Origin of the sequence: Shewanella acanthi (genome assembly GCF_019457475.1) — a bacterium.
GTDB classification, from domain to species: Bacteria; Pseudomonadota; Gammaproteobacteria; order Enterobacterales; family Shewanellaceae; genus Shewanella; species Shewanella acanthi.
In genome coordinates this window covers 835,486-859,015 of record NZ_CP080413.1, presented here as the reverse complement: position 1 = coordinate 859,015, position 23,530 = coordinate 835,486, and the positions used below count along the sequence as shown (strand labels likewise).

Here is a 23,530-nt window from a genome sequence, read left to right as displayed (position 1 = left end):
GGACACTAACTTGGGATGCAAGTTCATGAAGAAAAATCTACTGCTGGCTATTTGCGCAATTTTTCTAACTGCTTGTCAGCCTAATGCCGATGATATTCAGGTGTTGTCCGATGAGCCTTCCTACAGCGCCAGTTTATCGAGTGACGGTAACATTGCTATCGTCGCCACCCAGAGTAACGGTGTGCAATGTTGGGATCTTATCAATCACAGCCTCAAATACCGATGGGTACACGGCTCTGTAAACACCGGAGTCACCAGTACTGCCATTTCGGCCAATGGTCGCTTTGCTGCCACCTTAAGCAAGGATTCCGTCGCCCTATGGAATATCGATGACGGTAAATCCCTCGGATGGTGGTCAATTCCAGCATCGGGAGAAAGTGTCGCCGTTGCCAACAACGCAGCACTCTTGATTGGCCTAAATGATGGCAGCGTAATGTCACTGAATGCCCAAAAAACCGCACTGATAAAATTCCTAGGCCATAGTGAGCGAGTGACTAGTGTGGCCTTGTCTGCCGACGGTAAAATTGCCCTGAGCGGTTCAAACGATCAACAGGCTATTCTCTGGCAGGCGCAAACAGGGCAACCGATTCAACACTGGGATATTGGTAGCCGAGTCACTAAAGTGGCGCTCAACGACAGTGGCAGTCTAAGTTTTACCAATGGCAGCACCAATGAAGCCAAAATTTGGGATAACCGAACGGGAAAAATCTTAAATCAACTAGTCATTCCACGTCGCCAAATGACTTTTTCTGCCGTACGCTTCATTCAGCAGGACCAACAGCTATTAACTGGCACGCCGTCACGTGAAGTCACACGCTGGCAACGGCAAACCGGTAAACCGATTGCTAAATGGCAAGTTGCCCTCACTAAAAACAGCCAAAATCGAGGAGCCGTTGTATACTCTGTGGCAATTAGAGAGACCAATCAAATCGTTAGTATAAGTAGCCAAGGTCTAGTCGAGACATGGCGGGAGTAGAAGTAATAATGCAAGGCGTTCAGGAACAAATTGAAGAGCTACAAATGAAACTGGCTTTTCAAGAGCTCACGGTCGAAGAACTCAACCAAGAGGTTATTAAGCTCAATCGACTGATTGCCGATCAACAGCATCAAATTCAGCTGATGGTGGGTAAATTAAAATCGATGGAGCCGAGCAATATCGCAACCCAAGCGGAAGAAACGCCACCACCTCACTATTAACGGTGTGACACACTATAAACTGTAAGCAAAACGGCCAACTAATATCCAGGGAAAGCGATGTTTAAAGACCAAAGCTTAAATGAGAGCAATACCGCCCAGACTATCTCACCACTGTCGATAGCCATCGTGGGCGAGCCAATTCTGCGTCAACAGGCCATTACCGTCACTCACTTTGACGAAGAGCTTTCCCTGCTAGCAAAGCAAATGTGGGCCAGCATGGAAGCTGCCAATGGCGTCGGAATTGCCGCGCCACAGGTACACAGCCCACTGGCAATGTTCATTATGGCGTCCCGCCCTAATGAGCGTTACCCCGATGCACCGCGCCTTCCTGCTGTAATCGTGGTCAATCCCGAAATTATCTCAACCTCAGCGGAATTAGTCGCGGGAGAAGAAGGCTGCCTTTCTGTTCCGGGTCAACGATTTACTATTAGGCGCCACCAGAGTATCGAAGTGCGATATCAAAACCTAGCGGGTGATTGGATTCAAACCCACTTATCGGGCTTTATAGCACGCATTTTTCAGCATGAATTTGACCACCTTATGGGCATCACCCTGCTAGAACGTTCAAAAATGAGAGAACAATTCACACAATCCAAACAAATGACACAGGTCAATGAGTCGTGATGAATAGGCAACAGCTTTACCTCAAACCTTGGCTGCAATTGCTGTGTATCGGTGCAGCCATGACAATTAGCGGCTGCGCCAGCAACAGTATTTTTATTAATTATCCAGCGCAAATTGGGCCGGTAAAGCAAGCCCTTAATTCCAATTCACCGACGACTCAAATCGCTGGTTTAGTTGAAAATATCCCTGGCAATGACGGGTTACTCTACGCCCTGGAAGCGGGTCGCGTTGCTCAAATCGCAGGGGATTTTGCCAACAGTAAAACCTATTACCAGCAGGCTGAAAATGCCTATCGTGCCTTCGATGATAGAGCAAAAATCAGTGCCAGTGAAATCGGCGCCACAGCAACCAGTTTAGTGCTCAACGATAATGCCATCCCCTACCGGGGCCCTGGGTTTGAGCGGATTATGCTGCACCAATATCAGGCACTGAATTACCTCTTTAGCGGCGATTTTCAAGGAGCTTTGGTTGAGGTTCGCCGTAGCAATGAACTACAGAGTTTAGAGCAAGAACGTTACGAAAAGTCGCAAAAGTCAGTTGAAGCTATGGCAAATGGCACGGTTGATGCTGAAATCACTAAACTCGAAAAGGCAGCGGGTGCTGTCACTAGTTCTTTTCTTAACGCTTACAGTTACTACACCACAGGGCTTTTACACGAGATATTAGGCGAACCCAATGATGCCTTTATCGATTATCGCAAAGCTGCCCAAATCAGCCCAGATAACCCCTACCTGCAACAGGATTTAGTGCGCCTTGCTAAAACCTTAGGCATGCCGCAATACGATGAATTTAGGCAGCGCTGGGGCGACGCTAAATTACCGGCAGCAAACGATGGGCAAATTATTCTGTTGGTCGAAAAAGGCTTTGTGCCAGAAAAACAAGCGCTCACAGTCCCCTTTCCTGTACACGGTAATTGGCAAACGGTTTCCCTTGCGACCTACGGCCCAAACAGCAGCTATATTGAGCCCACAAAAGTGCAAGGATTAGGTACAGTGCTGCAAACGGAGCCCATCGCCAATATCGACGCCCTTGCCATTAATGCATTAAAAGAAGACTTACCCGGCGCGCTTGCTCGCCAAGTTGCACGCGCCATTACCAAATCCCAGATGGCCTATCGGGTGGATAAAAATGGCAACAATACCGCCGCTGACATTGGCAGTATCGCTATGCAAATCTTCAACGTCGTTACCGAGCAAGCCGATCGCCGCAGCTGGTTAACCTTGCCTAAACAGGCGCAAATTGGCCGACAATCTCTTAAGGCTGGGGCATACACATTGCAACTGGATAATGCTACGCCTACACAAATTAACGTAGTAACAGGCAAGACCACCTTAGTCTGGGCAATAGATACTGGCAATTACACCCGAATATATTCAATAATTATCTAACCAAGCGTAATTCTTTGGATAAAGCGAGCGTTGTTAAGCTCTTACAATCACGAAATGGAACTGACTATGAAACAATTTAAACTGATTTTTGTACTGGCAGCCGTGATGGGCCTCGCTGCGTGTCAATCTAAAGTCGAGTATGGCGATGCTACCGAAGTTGAAACCGTAAACGCCAACTTTGGCTCAACCGATCTGCAGGCCATCACAGATAAGATGGTCGATAGCATGCTGACCTTCCCACCTATTGTGCAGATGACAGCAAACAACCGCCCTATTTTGTTTGTCGACAGCATCAAAAACAAAACCTCTGAGCATATTGATACTGAATCTGTGACTGACTCCATCAGCAACAAACTATTACGCTCTGGTAAATTCCGTTTTATCGACATGACTAAGGTCGATTCAGTACGTAAGCAACTGGATTATCAAAACAACACCGGCATGGTTGACCCTTCAACGGCCATCAAATTTGGTCGCCAAATCGGTGCCCAATATATGCTCTACGGCAACCTGTCTAGTATCGTTAAGCAAGATGGCAGCACTAAAGATGTGTATTACAAGATGACCATGCGCCTAATGGATTTAGAAACGGGTCTGATTGAGTGGTCTGATGAAAAAGAAATCCGAAAGACTAAATCTAAGTCACTGTTAGGTATGTAATTTACCCTATCACAGACAATTGATTAGCTCTTGCACTAAAGGTCAGCCCTCGGGCTGGCTTTTTTTTACATTTTTAACATTGGTAATCCCTGTTAAATAGGTTAGTGTACACGGCCAAATTGCCAGCAAAATGTCACTTAAGCCTTGGACAACACCAAACCTGAATTCCTTGGCGTGCCATACTGAGCAGCATAAAAAACCAAGCCCTAAGATCGTGAAAGGATTTAAGTTGTGAATTTGTTTAAAGCCAGCCTTGTTGCCCTTACCTGCTCCGCATTATTCTCATGCGCCGCGCCAACAGCGCTAAAATCAGGCCCTAGGGATGCCAGCCCTTATATTAGCCAACAACAAGCGAGCCTTCGCTCTCAAGTTGTCTCCAATGTGCAATATGAGTTGGATTTTAGCCTCACGGGTGACACTGAATTTTCGGCAAAATCTAAAGTCATCTTCGAGCTAAGCCAAGTGCCTAAAGAGCTGAGTTTAGATTTAAACAAAGCCCAAATTAAACGTTTCGTGATTAACGGCACAACCCTTTATCCGAATTACAACGGCTCATACATCAATCTCAATACCCGCATGCTTACAACGGGTAAAAATACTATCGAGGTTGAATTTAGCCGTCCCCACAGCACCAATGGCGAAGGGTTGCACCGCTTCCAAGACCCAGTAGATGGTAAGGTATACCTCTATTCGCACTTCGAACCAGCTGCAGCGCAGCAAATGTTTGCCGTATTTGACCAACCCGATCTTAAGGCCAATTATAAAATTACCGTTACCGCGCCAAAGGATTGGCAAGTCATCAGCACCACGCGCGAAACGAGTGTAACCCCTGCTGGCGCCTTTAATCGCTGGGATTTCCCACAGACGCCAAAGTTAAGCCCCTATAATTTCTCAATGCATGCGGGCCCTTATCATGTGTGGCAGGACAACTCAGGCCGTTACCCAATGCGCCTTTTTGCCCGTGAATCTGTTGCTAACCAAATTAAGGCTGAAGATTGGTTTACCTATACTAAACAGGGTCTTAATTTCTTTGATGCCTATTTTGGTATTCCATATCCATTTAAAAAATATGACCAACTGCTAGTACCAGACTTCCTCTATGGTGCAATGGAAAACGCAGGTGCAGTGACCTTCGCCGAAGGCCGTTTTCTGCATCAAGCGGAAATGAGTGCGGATCAAAAGCAAAGCCTCGCTGGGGTCATCATGCATGAAATGGCACACCAATGGTTTGGCGATCTGGTGACCATGAAGTGGTGGAACGGTCTGTGGCTCAATGAGAGTTTTGCGTCATTCATGGGAACCCTTGCGACCCAGGAGGCTACCGAATTCACCAATACTTGGCGTAATTTCTATGCTAATGGCAAACAAAGGGCGTATGAGCAGGACAGCTTAGTCACCACGCATCCGATTGAAGTGCCCGTGGCAACCAGTCAAAATGCCTTCGACAATATCGATGCGATTACTTATCAAAAGGGGGCATCGACACTGAAACAATTACGTCACCTGCTGGGCGATGTAGTATTTCGCCGCGGCGTTAGCAATTACCTGAAACAATACAGCTACCAAAATGCCGAATTAGACGATTTTATCAATAGCCTAGCAAAAGCTGCGGGGCGCGATCTCAGCGCTTGGACTCAAGAATGGCTATATAGTGCAGGTGTGAACACCATTAGGGCAGAATATCGCTGTGAGGGTAATCGTATCAGTGACTTTAGCCTTATTCAGTCACCAGCAAGTCGCGACCTGCCAACGCTACGTGAACAGAAGGTGCAAATCGCGCTATTTACAAAAGGCCGTACCGATTTAAGACACGAAACCACAGTCGCAGTGACCTACAAGGGCGAAAGAACCGAAGTCAAATCTTTAGTAGGCGAGCGCTGCCCAGATTTAGTTTACCCCAATTACGACGATTGGGGTTTTGTAAAAGTACAGTTAGATGATAAATCCTTTGATACAGCTCAGCATCAACTGAACAAGGTGACTGACCCACTTCTACGTTCAATGTTGTGGCAGAGTCTGTGGGACAGTGTACGCGAGGGAGAACTGAGCCTAGAGCAATACCTCAGCACTGTGTTTATCAATGCGCCAATGGAAAATGATTACACAGTTGTGGGACAAATCATCTCTAGCATGCTGCGCGCTAAGGAATACTTAGCCCAAATCGCTCCCATCCAGCAGAACTATGCCGAAAATGCGATTAAAGGCTTGGCGCAGATGAGCCTTCGCAAGACGATGGAAAGCAAAGGCGATAATGACTTTCAGCGCCGTTGGTTCAACGCCTATGTACAGCTGGCTGCAAATCAGGACAGTCTAACTCACTTAGCACATTTGCTCGATGGCACCACTCAGATCAAAGGACTGACCTTAGATCAGGATTTACGATGGGACATTATCACTCAGCTCAATCGTTACGACTTCCCAAATGCAGAGCTTCGTATTAGCCACGAGGCCGTGAAGGATAAATCCGATTCAGGGGAAAAAGCGGCGTTGGCAGCAGAAGTTATCCGCCCTGAGGCGATGGAAAAACGTCGCTGGTTAAGCAAACTCAACTCTGATGCCCTGCCATTTGCTAAGCAACGGGTGATTATGGATAACCTGTATCCGGCTGAACAAAAACTCTTAAGCGCAGCAACAGCCGACGAGCGATTAGCCAGCCTAGCTGAAATGGATAAGAAAGGCCCAGTGTTTATGCGAAGCTACAGCCAAAGACTGATCCCGACGGATTGCAGCTACACCAACATTACGGCGTTAGATAAAGTGTTGGATACTCAAACAGGACTGTCTAATCTGACGCGAAGAACTCTACTAGAGACTCGCCAAGCAGAGCAGCGTTGCGTGTTAATTAAAAATAAAATGACACAATAACTATTTCATTATTCGTTAAAAAGAGGCTCCTAGGAGCCTCTTTTTTCAGGGTTATTATCATTAAAGGGCTATTTGTCCCTCAGCCGTTTTTTATTGACTAACTCTTGGATGACGGGATTAAAGAGCGGGGCAACATGTTTATTTTTCATTCCCTGATAGCCAAGTTCAATCCGATTTCCACCGCTCTTTTTCGCCTTATACATGGCAGCATCTGCGCAGGAAAGTAACTGCCACTCGTCTTTACCATGCTCAGGGTAGAGAGCGATACCAATACTTGGGAAAATGCTCACCTGTGCTTCACCAAGCTCAAAGGGAATGTTTAACGCCTGCTGAATTTTCTGGGCGGCAATTAAGGTATTTTGCGCCGAATCGACCCGCTCTAGCAAAATCACAAATTCATCCCCTCCAAAGCGGGCAACAGTGTCAACATCCCTCACACAACTTAAAATACGTTGGGCTGTTTGCTGCAACAATAAATCCCCAGCACTGTGGCCAAAGGTATCATTCACCCATTTAAATTTATCTAAGTCCAAATAAAGCAGAGAAAAATAACTTGAATCTCGATTAGCACGGGAAAGGGCCTTGTGGATCCTGTCGCAAAAAAGCTCACGGTTTGGCAGATGAGTTAGCTGATCATATAAGGCGATATGTTCGAGACGCGAGAGCATTTGCCGACGTTCAATCGCAAATGCAATCTGGGTCGAAACAAACTCAAGCAGTTCGCAATCCTTACAGCTATATGAAAAATCAGACGAGGTACTTTGCAAGATAATCGCGCCAATAACCCCCTTTTGGAGCTTTAGTGGGATCCCAAGCCAACTCATCTCTAGGGAGCATAATCCGCCTGTCTGGCAGCGCTCTGTAGAATTATTCAAAGGACACGCGAGTTGGGCCTCACCACTATGAATAATTTGCCCTGCAAAATGTTCGATGTTTTCAGCTTGGCTTGGTGATGTCTTTACGGCAAACATCCGATAGGGAAAACTAAATTGGTCGAGTACTTGGTCGTAAATGGCAATGGCAAAATTGGCCGCGGGTAATAATTTGGCGATGATTTGATGAATTCTGCGGTAAAGCGCTAAAAGATCTTCCGTGACATGCACGGCTTCTGAGATTTCGTACAACGCTGCTTGGCGGCGTTCAGTATCTTTGCGCTTGGTAATATCCCGAACCACAGCGATGCGCTGTTGGGATTCTTTAGACCATTTGGCAGACCAGAGAACATCGACCAATGAGCCATCCTTACGAATATAGCGATTTTCAAAATCGACTTGGCTTCGGCCAGCCATAATATTCTTGACCACGGCTTTTGTTGCTTCTCTATCATCCGGATAGACCAAGTCCAGCATTTGCATGCCCAGCATTTCTTCAGGGGAATAACCGAAAATCCTTTCAGCCCCTGGACTCACATACTCGAAATGCCCCTCAGGATCGACAACACAAATTGCATCCAGCAATAAATCAACAACATGACTCAGATAAGTATAACGCTCACTTTTCACATGCCCTCCAACCCATTCCATGGGAGAACCAACTTCATGATAATGAAGCCGCGCAGTCAGCCTTGTTAAAACAGCCTGTTCTATAAACTGCCAATAAATTCCTATTAAGTTTTGATAACATCAAGTCAGAAGGTTAAAAAACAATCAACCTTTTTAAACCAAACTACAAGCGTAGATTATTTTCGAAAATGCACCAAATTTGTGCGCAATATTGATATAAGTTGTTGTTAGCATTTGACTAAAACCAATCAAATTTCGCACAATGAATCCGTAGTTGAAGTCCTTGATCGTTAACTAACGCCATAGGCTCATTAAGGAATACCGTTGAAATTGCTGACATCACCTCCCTATAACGCCAATCAGCTCAGGCTAGGACTTGCCATGTGGTCACATAACCATTGGCAACAGAGTGTTTATCGCAACAGCACACAACAGGCGGAGCGCCTCGCTCGCTATGCCGAGGTATTTAATACCGTTGAAGGCAACACCAGCTTTTATGCAACACCCAATGTGCAAACAGTGCAGAACTGGTATGCAGCAACACCCGATGATTTTCGTTTTACCTTTAAACTGCCTAAGACCATCACCCATCTAAAGCAATTGCAGGACTGCTCGCAGGAGTTACAGGATTTTTTCAAGGCGATGGAGCCCCTTATCGAGAAAACTGGCGTTTGGAAGATTCAACTTCCCAGCAGTTTTGGCCCTGAGAAACTGTCTGTTTTGACACAGTTTCTCGATGAAATTCCGCAAGGACTAAACTATGGGATAGAAGTGCGTCACCCACAATTTTTTGCTAAAGGTGATGCTGAGCTAGCACTAAATAGGCTGTTAATTGAGCGGGGGATTAACAGGATCATTATGGACAGCAGGCCGCTGTTTGCACTACCGCCGGCTGATGAAGCGATTATTGATGCCCATAAGAAGAAACCTCGACTGCCGGTCCACCCTATCGCGACGGCAAATACCCCAGTTATCCGAATCATTGGCCAAACAGACGGTACTATCGAAGCTTTAGCAACAACTAACCCTCGAATTCAGATAAAGAATAACGACAGCTTTTTTAGCAATTGGCTTAAGCAGTTACCTATTTGGCTTAGGGAAGGGAAAGAGCCCTATCTCTTTATCCATACCCCCGATAATCAAACGGCGCCAGAACTGGCCATTCGCCTCTACAAGCAATTACAACTGCAACTAGCGAATGAATTACCGCTACGCGATTTTGCATTACCAAAGCCCCAACACATGCCCAATTCACAATTAGACCTCGGCTGGTAAAATTACTGTGTCTGTAAGATCCCAATAAAAACGCCAGCTCAAAGCTGGCGTTTTTACATTAACTATTACGATTACTGCAGATGTCCCGCGTTATACAACTCACGGTCATCCTTTGATGGCGGCGTCCATTGGTACAGCCAAGTCTCAGTTAATGGCTGGCCATCTACCTCGAGATATACTCGTAGGTTGATTGGCTCAAGGCTATCCTCTGGCGGCACTAAGTCAAACATAGCGCGGTAACCATTAATGGCATGCTGTGGACGGGCAGACTCGATTTCCACGCGGCCAGCAGAGCTTGAAATCACGGCTTTAACTTGGCTATCTTTACCCAGCATTGGCAAAGAACCACCAGCAAAATCAATCACAAAGCGTTTACTGTAATACTTACGCTTTTGCCCAACCACGCCACCTAAACCTGTGAAGGTATCCACCACTTTGGCGCGTGGCGATTGGACCGGTGGAATGCCGCCCCAGTACATATTGTAGCTAAACAGTAACTCTTGACCCGCTTGTACAGGTTCAGCAGGATTCCAGAAGGCTACAATGTTATCGAAAGTTTCATCGAGCGTCGGAATTTCGACCAATTGCACAGAACCTTTGCCCCAGTTACCAGTAGGCTCAATCCACAGACTTGGGCGCTTCTCATAGAACACGCCATCGTCTTGATAATGGTCGAAGTTACGGTCACGCTGCATTAAACCAAAACCCTTAGGATTTTCATCGCTGTAGGCATTGAAACGCAGGTTGCTTGGATTACCCAGTGGTCGCCAAATCCATTCACCGTTACCCGTATGCATGGCAAGACCGTCTGAATCGTGGATTTCTTGACGCCAATCGTAAGCAGTACGGCGATCGTTCTCACCCACCATATACATACTGGTCAGTGGAGCAACACCTAAACGCTCAATGGCTTGGCGTGGATAAATCGCTGCATCCACCTTCATTTTTAAACGTTCACCCGGCTCAATATCGAAACGGTAAGCGCCTGTAACACTTGGCGAATCCATTAGCGCGTAAACGGTTGCAATCTCAGAACCCGGTTTTGGCTTCTCTAACCAAAAACGAGTAAACATTGGGAATTCTTCTGGCTTTGGCAAAGCAGTATCGACCGCTAAACCACGGGCAGAAAGACCATATTGCATTTCTTGACCCACGGCGCGGAAGTAACTCGCACCTAAAAACGCCACTACGTCGCGTTGCCAATCGGTGCTGAACTGCATTCTAAAGCCGGCGAAACCTAAATCCTTAGGGAGCTGATTACCTTTTACCTTCGATTTACCATAGTCAAACATCGAAGGAGAGTAATCAATTTGCTTGGCCTTGCCATTATCTAATTCATAAATATGCACTGGGGTATCAAAATATAACCCTAAGTGGAATAACTCGGCACGGAACTGCGACTCGTCAGTATTCCACAGCGCGGACTTTTTCTTGAAATGAAACTGCTGGTAATCATCCCAGCTCATTCCCTGTAAGCTTTTAGGCAACTCACCCTTGTGGCTCACATAGGCTTCGGAAGCTAAATTATGGGCATAGCCCTTTAACCAGGCGTAGCTAAATTCTTCCTCTTGGGGCGCATTACCCTTACCCGCCGCACAGGCAGATAAACTGAGTAACACACTGCAAGTAAGTAATACACTGCCAACCATGCGTTGAAGGCGGCCGCGTTTTGATGGGGATTCTACCGACGGCGTATCCATCGGCTCACGATGAAAATAGCTTTGTTCGACAAATAAATTAGGTTGCATAAGCAGACTCTGAATAGGTGTAACTTCCTGACACTTCTCTGCAAAGCAAAGCTTAATTGCAGCGACTGTCCTGTGCAGAACTGTAGATGACAGTCATAACCATAATGCCATCTCCAACAGTTCGCCAGAATCTAACATAAATTCTGAACAATGGAATATGGGGCACTGACAATATTCAATCTGTTCACTTATTTATGAAAATAGTATTAAAAAGGGCTGCAAATCGCAGCCCTCGGATTAAGTAAAACACCCGTTCGTTATTAATTTGTAGAAGCGACTGTTTTACGTTTGTTATGGGCAATAATCAGCGCAACTAAACACACCACACCCACAGCAATACCGACTGGCTGGCTAAGAGGCTGAGGCAAACCTAAACCAATACCCGCTGTCATGATATAAGAAACAGTCACACAGGTCCCCACAATCGCTGGCAAGCTCACAATCCAATGGAAGCTTCCACGGTCGAACAGGTATTTTGTCGCAAGCCATAGAACGCTGGTCGATAGCAGCATATTTGAGAAGGCAAAGTAGCGCCAAATCAAGGAGAAATCGATTTTAGTCATCAGATAGGCAATGAAAAGAATCGGTGCCGCAACCAATAAACGGTTTCGCATGCTCTGTGGGATATTGAAAGCATCAATAATGGTTAAACGCAGTGAGCGGAAAGCGGTATCGCCTGAGGTAATTGGGAATACAGCAACGGCGATAATCGCCATCACACCGCCTAATACCCCTAAGTAGCTGGTCGCCACTTGGTTAACCACTAAGCCTGGACCGCCTTGGTCTAGAATACTCTTAAGCTCAACATAACCACCAGGGAAAGCCGCAATACCCGCAGTTGCCCATACGCAGGCCACGATACCTTCGGCAACCATGGCACCGTAGTACACAGGGCGCACGTATTTTTCATTGGTCAAGCAGCGAGCCATAATTGGCGCTTGAGTCGAGTGGAAACCACTGATAGCTCCACAGGTAATAGTCACGAATAACAATGGCCAAATCGGTAAACCGTCGGGGTTCGGCTCAAGTAATTCGTTGTTGTAGTGACTGTGGTTAAAGTAAGCAAACACATCTTCAATTTCAGGTAGTTGCGGTGCATTTATCAAAAGCGCAACGGCAATAGAGGTGGTCATTACAATCATCAACAGACCAAAAGCTGGGTATAACTTAGTAATGATCTTATCGATTGGCAGCATAGTCGCCAAAAAGTAATAGGCTAAAATCACCAATACCCAGAAGGTGTTATTGCCAAAAATGGTATCTTTAAATACATCTAAGTTACTTAAAAGACCTGCTGGGCTCATGATGAATACTACGCCCACGAAAAACAGCAGCATTGCGGTGAACAACAGCATTAAGCCTTTGAAGTAAATGTTAAAGTAGTGGCCGGCGATTTCAGGCAAACTTTTACCGTTTTCCTTAATACTCAGAACACCAGAAAAATAATCATGTACCGCGCCGCCAATTATGTTACCTAGAACAATCCAAACTAAAGCAACGGGACCATAAAGTGCACCTAGGATTGGGCCGAAAATCGGACCAACACCCGCAACGTTTAAGAATTGAATTAAGAATGCCTTTACAGGATGAACGGCAACATAGTCAACGCCGTCTTCAAATCTTGCCTGCGGCGTTTGAGCCTTAGGATCGATACCCGCCTGGCGCTCAACGAACGGGCTATAAAATTTGTATGCTAGCCCTAATAGAGCGAGACATAGAAAGAAAATTAACATTAGTGCTTATCCATACTCTGAACAGAATGATAGATCTTGAATTTTCATAGACTTGGCAAATAAGGTCAAGCAATGAAACACTAGACTAAAGTCGAGTATCAAAATATAAATTGGCAATATTAGAGGGTGGCAGAAGATAAATTTGTAAAAACCCTAAAATATAAGGGTTAATTATCCGTGAATATTCATGATTAGTTTTAATTAGTTAGAACAAACTCAATCAAGGGTGCTATGTCTCCTTCTTCCTTTATAAGCTCACCCGTCATTTGAAAACCTCGGGCCAACAATAACTTCTGAGAGGCGATATTATGCTCAGCTACATGGGCAAAAATTGGCCTCGATGTGATTAAAGGCAAAAATGCCTTTAACGCCGAAGTGGCGATTCCCCTTCCCCAATACGCTCGTTCAATCCAATAACCGATGCAGGCCTGCCCATCACTATTCCAGTGGCAAATACTCCCAACAAGCAAACCTTCGACATCGATACCATAAGCTAAAACATCTCGACGATTCAGAATATTGAGCCGCCAATGCTCATAAAATGCCTCACGACTGCGGGAAGAGAATTGTGCTAACTTAGCAGCTATCTTATCGGTTTGATGAACAAACAAGGTCTCCAAATCATCCTCAGTTATCGGACGTAAACTTACACTCATAGGACTCACATAATCTGGCATTCGTTACCTTTCCATTCAACAAACTAAGTTCGAAATACATACCTTTATACAGGTAAAAAAAGGGCGCATAACCATAAAAGATTAGCGCCCTAAGAGGCATAATAAAACTATTTCAGAAATAAAACATAAGGTTAACTAAAAATAAGCGCAAAAACGGGTGCTCCCAATACCATGGCAATACCAATAAAAATCATGGTCAAGCTAGCAATTACGCCCTCTTGCTGCCCCAATTCACTGGCCTTGGCCGCACCAGCGCCGTGGGCAGAGGCCCCCAATGCGACGCCTTTGCCTAAAGAGGTGCGGATACGCATCAACTTAAACAGCGGCTCACAAACCAACATGCCGATAATGCCCGTCAGCAGCACCAACATTGCCGTCAATTCAGGCACGCCGCCAAAGGAAGATGTCGCCTCAAGCGCGAAAGGCGTAGATACCGAGCGCACCAATAAACTCTTAGATAACTCAACCGGTAAAGGTACAAACTTCACTAACAACCAACTGGAGAACATCCCCAATAGCAATCCTGCTATCACCCCGAAGACGATGGTCAGCGGATATTGGCGAATGAGTTTTCGTTCGCGGTAAATCGGCAGCGCAAAGGCGATGGTCGCGGGCGCAAGCAAGGCCATTAACCAATGGGTATATTCAAAATAGGTTGGCAGCGGAATATCTAAATTCACTACCATGAATGTAATGACGACAGGGGCTAATACAATTGGCGCCAACCACCAGACACGGTGGCGTTTATATAAAACCTTAGCGACAAAATAGCTACAAATTGTTAGCGCTAAGCTAACTAAGGCTAAATCCACGTGGGAAAACAGTGCGAGTTCACTGCTTAAGCGATTAAATGTTTCTGCTGCCATTAGGCAACCTTAGCGAGACTTTCAGCCTGCCTTTTAAGATTAAGCTGACGTTCGAAGCGAAATACCCTATCCACGACAAAACCAGTGCCGACCATTACACAAACACTGCCCATCACTAGGGTAAAGAGAATATTTAGCCCGTACTGTTCAAACAGCCCCTCGTATTTAATCACCGAGACCACTGGTGGAATAAAAAACAGCAGTAATTCACCGATAAGCCAAGCTGCACCTAATTGCACTGCTTTTTCAGGAATGACTTTAGTAGCCAGTAATAGCAATAAAATACCTAAGCCCAGCACACTACCAGGGATCGGAAGTTGAGCCCAAGTTGCAAACCATTGGCAGGCTAAAGACAGAATGCAAAACAAGCCAATTTGGGCCAGTAGCAAAGTACCTGTGCGGAAGCGATTTTGTGCTGTTTGCAATTGAGACATAGTGTCCTCGGTATGACTCCTTATGGAATAGCACCAGTTTAGGCTTGTATATTTAATAAAAAAAATGAATATTAAGAATGTAATTCATAGATTTTTTGCATTCTAAATATTCGTTTGATTCATATAAGGCCTGAAATGGATCTTAAGGTACTGCGTTATTTCATCGAGATTGTCGAAACTGGCGGCTTTGGAAAAGCCAGCGAAAAGGTGCATCTCACCCAGCCGACGCTGTCAAAGGCTGTGCGCCAATTAGAAGATGAATTAGCGCTTATCCTGCTTGAGCGTGGTAAACGTGGAACTCAAATCAAGCTCACCCAAGCGGGGGAAGTTGTTTATCGACACGGTAAAGAGCTACTTGCAGGCCGCCAGCGTATGCTCTCCGAACTCACAGCCCTGCGAAGCTTAAATGGTGGCGAGTTAAAACTGGGACTAGCCCCTCTCGGCAGCGCCGAAATATTTGCTCCCATCATCGCCAAATATCGTCAGCTTTATCCGCAAATTGATATGCAGCTCCTAGTGAGGGGCGGCGTAGAGCAAACCCATGCGATCCAAAAAGGGGATATTGAACTGGCGACCGGTATTATCAAAGCTGGTGATGGCTTTGAGGGAATAAGGGTATTTAACGATCCTATGGTAGTGGTACTGCCTAAGGAAAACCCTTTATCTAAAAGGGAGTTACTTACTATTGCCGATCTTCTCGATGACCCCCAAGTCATGTTCGAGACCGAATACACTCTGTATCAATTAGTACTTGATGCCTGCCAAGTTGCGGGATTTACGCCAAAAAATATCACCCGAGTAAGCCAAGCTGACTTTGGTATCGCCTTAGTGGCGGCGGGAACTGGAGTCATGATACTGCCGAGCTCTATCGCACGGCGATACAGTGTAAACGGTGTCGTCAGTGTGCCACTGGCGAGCGATGATTTGCGCTGGGAGCTCACTCTGTTTTGGCGTAAAGAACAGGTACTGTCTTTTGCGGCGCAGGCGATGATCTCCTTGGTCGAGAAACACTTATCCAACCAAAAAACAATGGGATTGCAATGAGAAAGCTTCCCAATGACTCAGTAAGGACTATCACTATTCCATAGCTACAACCATGGAACGATTAGACTAAAACGTACTAAGGTATCGTTATCCCAAGGTAGGATTGGCACGTAATCTGGAGCATGAGTACTGCCAATGGCATAGTGATCAAGATTATATTCGGTATGCTCTACATAGAGTTGCCACTGACTATTCTTGGCCCAAAAATCAGTTTTATAGCCCATGATAAACCGATACTGATCTTCGAGCCATTTATCACCGTCGTTCCAGGTCTGTGCAGCAAAGTTGATATTTAGTTTTGAATTAAAATCAAAGCCAAAGCTGCCCATCACGGTATAGGCAAATTCCCCATTGCCAAAGTCACCCCTCCGATAACCACGGGTTTTAGGCACATCATCGTCGATCTCTAAGTAGTAATAACCAGGGCCAATTTTGAACTGTGCTTGGGTTTCTGTTCCCTTAAAATTTGCAGTAATTGCTGGGAATAATTTAGCTTGTTTTTCGATAGAACTGACGGTGTTACGTTTTCCCTGTAAGTCGACCTGCCAACCAAAGAACCATTTGGGATTAGTGTGGTAAAACTCCCCCGAGGCAACATAATCGGATTTAAACCAAACGGGAATGTGATCAGGGTCGAGCTCATCCTTATCGACATCAATAAACACATCGATCATCCCAGACAAATAAATATCCGAAGCTGTGGTGTAGTCCACCATGATATTGCCATTGATACCAAAGGTATGTGAGCTCTCCTGCTCCACGATAAAGTCATGAACTCCCATACTGTAATGCCATTGCATCCCATCTTGGGCGTAAACCGATGAAGATAATCCGCACAATAATAACCAAGGTGTCAGAGGTAGGTTTCTCACATTTCACTCCAAAATTACTTAATGCCACAGCCTTAAGCGTAGATTAACGACAGGAAATGTAGGCATAAATTCCAAATATGACTGACTTCAGCATTAAATATCTCCTATTAGACTGCTCATCCCTTAATTGCCTATTGAACAATGGCCAATTCAGAAAACTGCATAAAAATCAGTAACGACGGATTCGGATAAATACAGACTAAGCACGACTCAAATATTTACCTTTTAACAACATAGATAACACAACTCAGTTTCAATTATTCATTTAACAAGTATTCAATGAATCTAAACTGTTTTCTTATTGAATTTTTAATCACTTTAAAAGCATATTTATTGACACGTAATCACCAGATGCATATAGTCGCCACATTGTGATTGGAACCCAAAGAGAATCTAAAATGAAAAAATCCATGTTATTAGGCGGCCTTGCCCTCACTGCCACCTTGTTGTTATCTGGATGCGGTAAAAAGGATGATGTTTTAGTCGTAGGCACTAACGCGGCTTTCCCGCCATTCGAATATGTGGGTGGCACTAGCGGTGATGAAGTCAAAGGCTTTGATATTGAACTGGCTAAGCAAATCGCAAAGGATGCGGGTAAAACCCTAAAAGTCGAGAACATGAAATTCGACTCACTCATCGTGGCATTAAACTCTGGCAAAATTGATTTTATCGCTTCGGGCATGACTATCACCCCAGAACGTCAGGCAAGCGTTAATTTCTCAGAGCCCTACTATGAAGCCACCCAAGTGCTGCTGGTTAATAAAGATAACGATGATATTCATAGTCTTGCCGATCTAAAGGGCAAACACTTTGCGGTGCAGCTCGGCTCAACTGCCGACATGATGGCCAAGAAATACACAGATAAAGTCACGGCATTCAACACGGGCTTCGAAGCCATTATGGAGCTCAAAAATGCCAAGGTAGACTTAGTGCTGTTCGACAGTGAGCCCGCAGCTAACTATCTGGCAAAAAACCCTGATTTAAAACTAATTAAGTTGGACTTCCCACCTGAGTTTTATGGCTTTGCGGTATCAAAAGATAAACCTGAGCTGCTCGCCAGTATCAACAACACCCTTAACCAACTCAAGTCGAGCGGTGAATATCAGGCACTCGTTAGCACGCATATCAAGTGATCCCTATGTTAGAAGCAATTAATACGTCGCTATTTACCCCGATTGGGGACGACGGAATGGTCGGCATACTGCTGATCTTAAATGGATTAAAAGTCACCTTAATAGTCACTTTTTTTGCCATGTTACTCGGCGCTGTGCTTGGCATTGGCACCACGTTGATGAAGATGTCATCTAAATGGTATCTGCGTTTACCTGCCAACCTCTATGTTGGCGTGATCCGCGGCACGCCTGTGGTCGTGCAGCTGGTTATTCTCTACTTTATCGTGCTCTCAGCGCTCGATGTGGATAAGGTCAGTGCTGCCATTATTGCCTTCGGCCTCAACAGCGGCGCCTATATTTCGGAAATCATCCGCGCAGGCATTCAAGCCGTCGATAAAGGTCAAACCGAGGCGGCACGCTCGCTCGGTTTGTCCCAATCGATGACGATGCGACTGATTATCCTACCCCAAGCCATTAAAAATATTCTGCCGGCATTAGGTAACGAATTTATCGTCTTGCTTAAGGAAACTGCAGTAATTGGCTTTATCGGTGGCGTCGATTTAATGCGCGCGGGCGAAATTATTCGCAGCCGCACCTTTGAAGACAGTATTCCACTGTTCACCTGCGCGCTGATTTATCTGCTGTTGACCTACAGCTTCACGTTCATATTGTCGAAATTCGAAAAGAGGTTGAAGCAAAGTGATTAACATTACCAACCTACATAAAAGCTACGGCGACAATGCCGTGCTTAAGGGCATTAACGAATATATTCGCCAGGGCGAAGTAGTGAGTGTAATTGGCCCAAGTGGCAGCGGTAAAAGCACCTTTTTACGTTGCATCAATTTGCTTGAAACCCCAACCTTTGGCGACATTGAAATTGATGGTCAGTCGATTACCGCCAAGGATGCCTGCGTTGATAAACTCAGACAAAAAGTCGGCATGGTGTTTCAGAACTTCAACCTGTTTCCCCATAAAACGGTAATGGAAAACATCACCTTAGCGCCGGTCAATCTCAAACTAATGACCCAAGCCGAGGCCGACGAAAAGGCACTTAACCTACTATCTCAAGTCGGCTTAAAGGAAAAAGCAAACGCCTATCCATCAAGCCTATCCGGTGGCCAAAAGCAGCGGGTTGCCATTGCAAGAGCGCTGGCGATGGAGCCAGAGTTAATGCTGTTCGATGAGCCGACATCGGCGCTCGATCCTGAAATGGTGGGCGATGTGCTCGATGTGATGAAGGAGCTTGCGCAAAAGGGCATGACCATGGTGATTGTGACCCATGAGATGGGGTTTGCGCGGGATGTGTCTGACCGCGTCATCTTTATGGATGGCGGCTATGTGGTTGAGTCCAACACGCCAGATGAACTCTTCAGCCAACCTAAAGAAGCCCGTACCATCAGCTTTTTAAGCAAAGTGTTACGCTAATCCTCAGCTCCCCTAGGTGCGCCATACCTAGGGGCTAACGCCCTAAAACATGCCGCCCTTTTCTTCTAGGTTCGCATCCCCATGAGCCGCTTAAATTTTTAAAACCCTACTCAAAACTCTTTAAAACTAAGCCGTATCGATCACATTGTGTTTTAACCAAACCCGCTTAAAATGCATCTTTTAAAATTGTATTCCTTTCTGAAATGGAGCCGTTACATGAGTGAGTTAAGTTCTCTTGCCAAAAAGCGTTACACCACTAAGGCCTTCGATCCAACTAAGACGATTCCGGCTGACACCATCGCAGAAATTAAAACGCTGCTGCAATTTAGCCCATCATCGACCAACTCTCAGCCATGGCACTTTGTTCTTGCTGGCACCACCGAAGGAAAAGCCTTAATCGCGCAAGCAACGGAAAATTTTGCCTTTAACACGCAAAAAATTCTTAATGCGTCCCACGTAGTAGTGCTCTGTACTCGAACCCAATTGGATGAAGATCACCTGCTGCAAGTGTTAGAGCAAGAGGCTAAAGATGGTCGTTTTGCCAATGATGAGGCCAAAAAGAATCAGCACACAGGCCGCTCCTTCTTCGCCAATATGCATAAATATGAACTCAAGGACGTGCAGCATTGGATGGAAAAACAAGTCTATCTTGCACTCGGCACTTTGATGTTAGGCGCGTCTATCCTCGATGTTGATGCCTGCCCTATCGAAGGCTTCGATGCGACTAAACTCAACCAAGTATTAGGTCTGCGTGAAAAAGGCTTGTGCGCTTCTGTTGTGGTTGCCCTTGGTTACCGCTCAGAAGAAGACTTTAACGCTAAGCTACCTAAGTCTCGCCTAGAGCAAGAGGTTATTTTTACTGAGATTTAATTCTTAGTCGCTATCCAAATATCGTCCCCGAACCATTAGCCATACTTCGGGGATTTTTTATTTATATGGTCTTCAAAGGGTTACTTACAAACTTTTGCGGTTTACTCACAAAGCGAGCATCTGGCTAAAAATCCATCTTTACCATATCTTTTGCCCTATGGCATAGTGTGAAAATCGTTTTTTATAGGTCTAGCCGCCAAGCTAAGACCCATTGTCGCAGTACGACTCACGATTACCACTCCCCTTTGGCCTAAGAACAGGATGGGACAGTCAGTATGCTACTCGCAAAACCTTCGCGTACCGAGCAGACACAATCAGCTCATGTTTCCAAGATGAAAGGAGATAATCCACTGATTTGGCCTGTATTATCAGTGCTTCAAGCCTCCTGCCAAAGCTGGAGAATCCATCACCTCGCCAGCGAACTTCAAAGCAAAGGGCTGATTCATCAGCTCGATGAAAACCCCGGTAACGATTTGTTTAAGCGTAATTTTCTGCTGATGAATGCCCTATTCGAGCTGCAGGATATTTTGCTTCCCAAGCAATGGCTGCAAGTTAAAGCCATGGAAATTCAGATTTTTCGCATCGTTCCTGCAAATGTAAATGCCCTCATTAATCAGGACGCCTCACTGAGGGATTACTACCTCGACTGGAGCAACTATGACGCCAGTGAGAACGTGGTACGCGAACTGCTCGAAGCCTTCTGGAGCAGCTATAAAAGCTATATTGGCCTCAATGTTAACTTGATGAATAAGGGTCACGCCCTTAGGGTGTTTGAACTGGATGAAAGCGCAAGTTCGCGGGACATTCGCAAACAATGGCGCCGTTTAGCGTTAAAATGGCACCCTGACCGCCCTGAGGGGAATGCTGCACGCTTTAGGGAAGTCTGTGAGGCCTGGCAATCCCTTAAAGATATCGCCTAAACCCTAACTGTGATCCCCCTTGCACTCCTGACAATCCAAGGGGGAAAAACGCTTCAGATCACGTATTTATCCCATTTTATAAAGTCAGATTCAGTGATAATTAAGCCAACAATTTTATGCTCGCTTTATAGGCTGTTGGCCGTTAGCATTTTGAGTCAATCTGTATCCGCACTATGCGATAACACAAACTCAGCGAGCTACACAGCAGCCTTTCACCCAAACGTAGGGTGAATCGAATTAATACTTTGGGGGAACTATGCTTAAACCAATCGCCTTGGCCGTAGCCTTAATCGTGGCACCATTAACTAGCTTTGCGGCAGACTTCGTTGAAGGTACTCACTACACTCAAATCTCTGATAAAGCCCCTAGCGAAAAGCCAAAGCTGACTGAGTTTTTCTCCTTCTATTGCCATAATTGCTTCAATATGGAAGTGAATTATTTAGCTGATATTAAAGCGAATTTAAATAAGGATGTGACATTTGACACTAAGCATGTCGACTTTATGAATAGCGACATCGGCACTGAGGTCATGCGCTCACTGTCGGTAATGCACCAGCTGGGTAAAAATGATGCCCTGACCCATGCGATGTTCACAGCCATCCAAGGTGAATCCGGCGCCCATGGCCACGATCACAGTGCTCCTGGCCATAAGCATGAAGTGCAAATCAATAGCCGCGATGACATCAAGCAAGTATTCGCCAAGTTTGGCGTCGATAGCGCCAAATATGATGAACTTGCCGACAACAAGTTAACCGATGAAAGTCTTGCCCTATGGCGACAACAACAAAACCAATTTCGCGTAGACAGTGTTCCTGCCTTTATCGTCAACGATAAATATGCGGTCAATCTCAGCAGCATCAAAACCTTAGATGAGTTAATCGGACTGATTAATTATCTGGCGGTAGAAAAAGATGCTAAAACAGCAGAAAAATCCGGTGGTAGCATGAACTGGCTATTCATCGCTTTTGCTGCCCTGCTAGCCTTTAGACGTCATCAGTCTACACGCTAATCAAGACGCTAAGTTAATTTTAGCTAATAAAAAACCAGCATCTCTGCTGGTTTTTTTATTGGTTGAGCCTATTCCAATTGCTTATTAGAAATTGCGCTCAGTCACGCTGTTTGCCGTCACAGTGACATCAACTTCGGCGTTATTGATAAAGAATGGCGCATCCGCATCAATAGCAAGGTTGACCACTTCTGGATCGTCATTTTGCGCTAAACAGGTATAACCTAAGCTGTAGTTACCTGCGACAACAAATCCAAACTCATAATCGTGGCCAATCACTAGACCTTCAGCATTTGTCACTTCATTCACACGGGCTGCAGTGATAGGAGCAATAGCCGTTTCAGTATCGGCTTCTAAGCTAAAATCGACCATTTGCTCAAGAGTGGTATTTGCAGGGTATAGGTAAACAGCCGGAGAAAACGTTGAGCCGTTCGCCGCCATCTCACAGCTTGCCATTACCTCTTCAGAAACAGAACCCGTAATTGAGCCAACGTCTGATTGGTTAAATAGTTGTACAGAAGTGGGTTTCAGAGTCCAGTAGTCCTTATTGCCATGTGGATCCTGCAGACCTTTGCTTAAATCAAACTCGGCAACGAAGCTGTTTACGCCCGCTGCAATAGTGAAGGATTTATTGAAGAACAGGCGACCTGTATCACTCTCTTCAGCACCAACACCACCACATGAACCGTTACTGTTAGTCACTAAGCCAAATAGGCCGTCGTCATAGGTAGTGACATGCGAGCTGTCGATCGTCGCAGCTGTATTGTTTTTCATGTAGATACACATTTGGTATTCACCAACGGGTATCGACTGACCGCTCACTAGAGTGTTAACGGCGCTGCCTTGATACTCCAGAAGATCCACAAACTTCAGCTCGCCATTTGACGCAACATTGAATGAATAACTACCTGATTCGTTCTTCAGAACCACTTGCTTGAACGCGATAGTGACAGATTTGGCATCTGCAGGGTTATCAGAAACACCTAAGCTAAAGGTGGCCATTTGTGGTTCATCATTCGAATCCGAACCGCCGCAGCCAAATAACAGGCCAGCGAGTACAGCTGCAATAGCAGTTTTTTGAATATTCATAGGAAACCTTCATATCTGAGTTCAAGAGTCATTCTTAATGCCCCATTCCCTAAAATACTATTGGTATGGTCGCAAGTTCACCGCTAACAAGCGTTAAACAACCAGTACAAACAAGGTTTAAGGAAAGGCATATTGAATTAAAGTTTAGGGGCAAGTGTGCATGCTGTCGATGAACGCTAGCTGAACGCTTTAGCAGATTGTATATCTTATCAACAGTGGAAAT

The 23,530-nt window shown here is 45.5% G+C and carries 22 protein-coding genes; 14 read left to right on the top strand and 8 right to left on the bottom strand.

The features are described from left to right. The first annotated feature begins 25 nt into the window (after nt 1-25). From K0H61_RS03785 to pepN, 6 genes are all read left to right on the top strand, one after another. Nucleotides 26-976 (top strand): WD40 repeat domain-containing protein, encoded by a 951-nt coding sequence (locus K0H61_RS03785; RefSeq protein WP_220051436.1) that lies wholly within the window; start codon nt 26-28, stop codon nt 974-976. Between the two features lie 8 nt (nt 977-984). Further along, a complete protein-coding gene (locus K0H61_RS03780) occupies nt 985-1,197 on the top strand; it encodes a SlyX family protein (RefSeq protein WP_220051435.1) in 213 nt (70 codons plus the stop codon). A gap of 57 nt (nt 1,198-1,254) precedes the next feature. Further along, nucleotides 1,255-1,821 (top strand): peptide deformylase, encoded by a 567-nt coding sequence (gene def, locus K0H61_RS03775; RefSeq protein ID WP_220051434.1) that lies wholly within the window; start codon nt 1,255-1,257, stop codon nt 1,819-1,821. 59 nt (nt 1,822-1,880) lie between these two features. After that, entirely contained in the window at nt 1,881-3,209 is a 1,329-nt protein-coding gene (locus tag K0H61_RS03770; protein ID WP_434086611.1) for a COG3014 family protein, read from the top strand. 66 nt (nt 3,210-3,275) lie between these two features. Next, nucleotides 3,276-3,869, top strand: coding sequence for a penicillin-binding protein activator LpoB (lpoB, locus tag K0H61_RS03765; protein WP_220051432.1), 594 nt, complete (start codon nt 3,276-3,278; stop codon nt 3,867-3,869). A 231-nt stretch (nt 3,870-4,100) separates the two neighbouring features. Next, nucleotides 4,101-6,734, top strand: a complete 2,634-nt coding sequence (gene pepN, locus K0H61_RS03760) for an aminopeptidase N (protein WP_220051431.1) — start codon at nt 4,101-4,103, stop codon at nt 6,732-6,734. Nucleotides 6,735-6,802: 68 nt separating this feature from the next. On the opposite strand, the gene K0H61_RS03755 is transcribed toward pepN, so the two are convergent. Further along, on the bottom strand, nt 6,803-8,236 hold the full coding sequence (locus tag K0H61_RS03755; protein ID WP_220052448.1) for a sensor domain-containing diguanylate cyclase: 1,434 nt from the start codon (nt 8,234-8,236) through the stop codon (nt 6,803-6,805). Nucleotides 8,237-8,617: 381 nt separating this feature from the next. Between K0H61_RS03755 and K0H61_RS03750 the strand changes: the two genes are divergently transcribed. After that, complete coding sequence (locus K0H61_RS03750) at nt 8,618-9,511, top strand: DUF72 domain-containing protein (RefSeq protein ID WP_220052443.1); 894 nt, start codon at nt 8,618-8,620, stop codon at nt 9,509-9,511. Nucleotides 9,512-9,582: 71 nt separating this feature from the next. On the opposite strand, the gene K0H61_RS03745 is transcribed toward K0H61_RS03750, so the two are convergent. The 5 genes from K0H61_RS03745 to K0H61_RS03725 all read right to left on the bottom strand — a co-directional run bounded on the left by K0H61_RS03745 (nt 9,583) and on the right by K0H61_RS03725 (nt 14,969). Beyond that, nucleotides 9,583-11,259 (bottom strand): OpgD/OpgG family glucan biosynthesis protein, encoded by a 1,677-nt coding sequence (locus K0H61_RS03745; RefSeq protein WP_220051430.1) that lies wholly within the window; start codon nt 11,257-11,259, stop codon nt 9,583-9,585. Between the two features lie 260 nt (nt 11,260-11,519). Beyond that, nucleotides 11,520-12,992 (bottom strand): carbon starvation CstA family protein, encoded by a 1,473-nt coding sequence (locus tag K0H61_RS03740; protein WP_220051429.1) that lies wholly within the window; start codon nt 12,990-12,992, stop codon nt 11,520-11,522. A gap of 197 nt (nt 12,993-13,189) precedes the next feature. After that, entirely contained in the window at nt 13,190-13,669 is a 480-nt protein-coding gene (locus tag K0H61_RS03735) for a GNAT family N-acetyltransferase (protein ID WP_220051428.1), read from the bottom strand. Between the two features lie 131 nt (nt 13,670-13,800). Next, nucleotides 13,801-14,535, bottom strand: coding sequence for an LrgB family protein (locus K0H61_RS03730; protein WP_220051427.1), 735 nt, complete (start codon nt 14,533-14,535; stop codon nt 13,801-13,803). Then, complete coding sequence (locus K0H61_RS03725; RefSeq protein WP_220051426.1) at nt 14,535-14,969, bottom strand: CidA/LrgA family protein; 435 nt, start codon at nt 14,967-14,969, stop codon at nt 14,535-14,537. Before K0H61_RS03725 ends, K0H61_RS03730 begins: the two co-directional genes overlap by 1 nt. Nucleotides 14,970-15,104: 135 nt before the next feature. Between K0H61_RS03725 and K0H61_RS03720 the strand changes: the two genes are divergently transcribed. Next, nucleotides 15,105-16,013, top strand: a complete 909-nt coding sequence (locus tag K0H61_RS03720; protein ID WP_220051425.1) for a LysR family transcriptional regulator — start codon at nt 15,105-15,107, stop codon at nt 16,011-16,013. A gap of 44 nt (nt 16,014-16,057) precedes the next feature. Here the strand turns inward: K0H61_RS03720 and K0H61_RS03715 are convergent, their stop codons facing one another. After that, entirely contained in the window at nt 16,058-16,885 is an 828-nt protein-coding gene (locus tag K0H61_RS03715; RefSeq protein ID WP_220051424.1) for a hypothetical protein, read from the bottom strand. A 398-nt stretch (nt 16,886-17,283) separates the two neighbouring features. Here K0H61_RS03715 and K0H61_RS03710 point away from each other — a divergent pair, with 398 nt between their 5' ends. The 6 genes from K0H61_RS03710 (at nt 17,284) to K0H61_RS03685 (ending at nt 22,221) form a co-directional block, all read left to right on the top strand. After that, on the top strand, nt 17,284-18,018 hold the full coding sequence (locus K0H61_RS03710) for a basic amino acid ABC transporter substrate-binding protein (protein ID WP_220051423.1): 735 nt from the start codon (nt 17,284-17,286) through the stop codon (nt 18,016-18,018). Nucleotides 18,019-18,023: 5 nt separating this feature from the next. Beyond that, the gene (locus K0H61_RS03705; protein WP_220051422.1) at nt 18,024-18,704 is read left to right on the top strand and encodes an amino acid ABC transporter permease; all 681 of its coding nucleotides are present in this window, start codon (nt 18,024-18,026) and stop codon (nt 18,702-18,704) included. Then, nucleotides 18,697-19,422, top strand: coding sequence for an amino acid ABC transporter ATP-binding protein (locus K0H61_RS03700; protein WP_220051421.1), 726 nt, complete (start codon nt 18,697-18,699; stop codon nt 19,420-19,422). The genes K0H61_RS03705 and K0H61_RS03700 overlap by 8 nt, the downstream gene beginning before the upstream one ends. A gap of 216 nt (nt 19,423-19,638) precedes the next feature. Then, a complete protein-coding gene (nfsB, locus tag K0H61_RS03695) occupies nt 19,639-20,292 on the top strand; it encodes an oxygen-insensitive NAD(P)H nitroreductase (RefSeq protein ID WP_220051420.1) in 654 nt (217 codons plus the stop codon). Between the two features lie 275 nt (nt 20,293-20,567). Further along, on the top strand, nt 20,568-21,212 hold the full coding sequence (locus tag K0H61_RS03690) for a DNA-J related domain-containing protein (protein WP_220051419.1): 645 nt from the start codon (nt 20,568-20,570) through the stop codon (nt 21,210-21,212). A gap of 256 nt (nt 21,213-21,468) precedes the next feature. Beyond that, nucleotides 21,469-22,221: a DsbA family protein gene (locus tag K0H61_RS03685; protein WP_220051418.1), complete on the top strand. Its 753-nt coding sequence runs from the start codon at nt 21,469-21,471 to the stop codon at nt 22,219-22,221. Between the two features lie 84 nt (nt 22,222-22,305). Here the strand turns inward: K0H61_RS03685 and K0H61_RS03680 are convergent, their stop codons facing one another. Continuing rightward, on the bottom strand, nt 22,306-23,307 hold the full coding sequence (locus K0H61_RS03680; RefSeq protein WP_220051417.1) for a DUF4382 domain-containing protein: 1,002 nt from the start codon (nt 23,305-23,307) through the stop codon (nt 22,306-22,308). Nucleotides 23,308-23,530: the final 223 nt, after the last annotated feature.

Excerpts from the sequence above, each read along its gene's own strand:
- K0H61_RS03785 (WP_220051436.1), top strand. The coding sequence starts at position 26 with ATGAAGAAAAATCTACTGCTGGCTATTTGCGCAATTTTTCTAACTGCT.
- K0H61_RS03780 (WP_220051435.1), top strand. The coding sequence starts at position 985 with ATGCAAGGCGTTCAGGAACAAATTGAAGAGCTACAAATGAAACTGGCT.
- def (WP_220051434.1), top strand. The coding sequence starts at position 1,255 with ATGTTTAAAGACCAAAGCTTAAATGAGAGCAATACCGCCCAGACTATC.
- K0H61_RS03770 (WP_434086611.1), top strand. The coding sequence starts at position 1,881 with ATGACAATTAGCGGCTGCGCCAGCAACAGTATTTTTATTAATTATCCA.
- lpoB (WP_220051432.1), top strand. The coding sequence starts at position 3,276 with ATGAAACAATTTAAACTGATTTTTGTACTGGCAGCCGTGATGGGCCTC.
- K0H61_RS03750 (WP_220052443.1), top strand. The coding sequence starts at position 8,618 with ATGTGGTCACATAACCATTGGCAACAGAGTGTTTATCGCAACAGCACA.
- K0H61_RS03745 (WP_220051430.1), bottom strand. The coding sequence starts at position 11,259 with ATGCAACCTAATTTATTTGTCGAACAAAGCTATTTTCATCGTGAGCCG.
- K0H61_RS03740 (WP_220051429.1), bottom strand. The coding sequence starts at position 12,992 with ATGTTAATTTTCTTTCTATGTCTCGCTCTATTAGGGCTAGCATACAAA.
- K0H61_RS03735 (WP_220051428.1), bottom strand. The coding sequence starts at position 13,669 with ATGCCAGATTATGTGAGTCCTATGAGTGTAAGTTTACGTCCGATAACT.
- K0H61_RS03730 (WP_220051427.1), bottom strand. The coding sequence starts at position 14,535 with ATGGCAGCAGAAACATTTAATCGCTTAAGCAGTGAACTCGCACTGTTT.
- K0H61_RS03725 (WP_220051426.1), bottom strand. The coding sequence starts at position 14,969 with ATGTCTCAATTGCAAACAGCACAAAATCGCTTCCGCACAGGTACTTTG.
- K0H61_RS03720 (WP_220051425.1), top strand. The coding sequence starts at position 15,105 with ATGGATCTTAAGGTACTGCGTTATTTCATCGAGATTGTCGAAACTGGC.
- K0H61_RS03710 (WP_220051423.1), top strand. The coding sequence starts at position 17,284 with ATGAAAAAATCCATGTTATTAGGCGGCCTTGCCCTCACTGCCACCTTG.
- K0H61_RS03705 (WP_220051422.1), top strand. The coding sequence starts at position 18,024 with ATGTTAGAAGCAATTAATACGTCGCTATTTACCCCGATTGGGGACGAC.
- nfsB (WP_220051420.1), top strand. The coding sequence starts at position 19,639 with ATGAGTGAGTTAAGTTCTCTTGCCAAAAAGCGTTACACCACTAAGGCC.
- K0H61_RS03690 (WP_220051419.1), top strand. The coding sequence starts at position 20,568 with ATGCTACTCGCAAAACCTTCGCGTACCGAGCAGACACAATCAGCTCAT.
- K0H61_RS03685 (WP_220051418.1), top strand. The coding sequence starts at position 21,469 with ATGCTTAAACCAATCGCCTTGGCCGTAGCCTTAATCGTGGCACCATTA.
- K0H61_RS03680 (WP_220051417.1), bottom strand. The coding sequence starts at position 23,307 with ATGAATATTCAAAAAACTGCTATTGCAGCTGTACTCGCTGGCCTGTTA.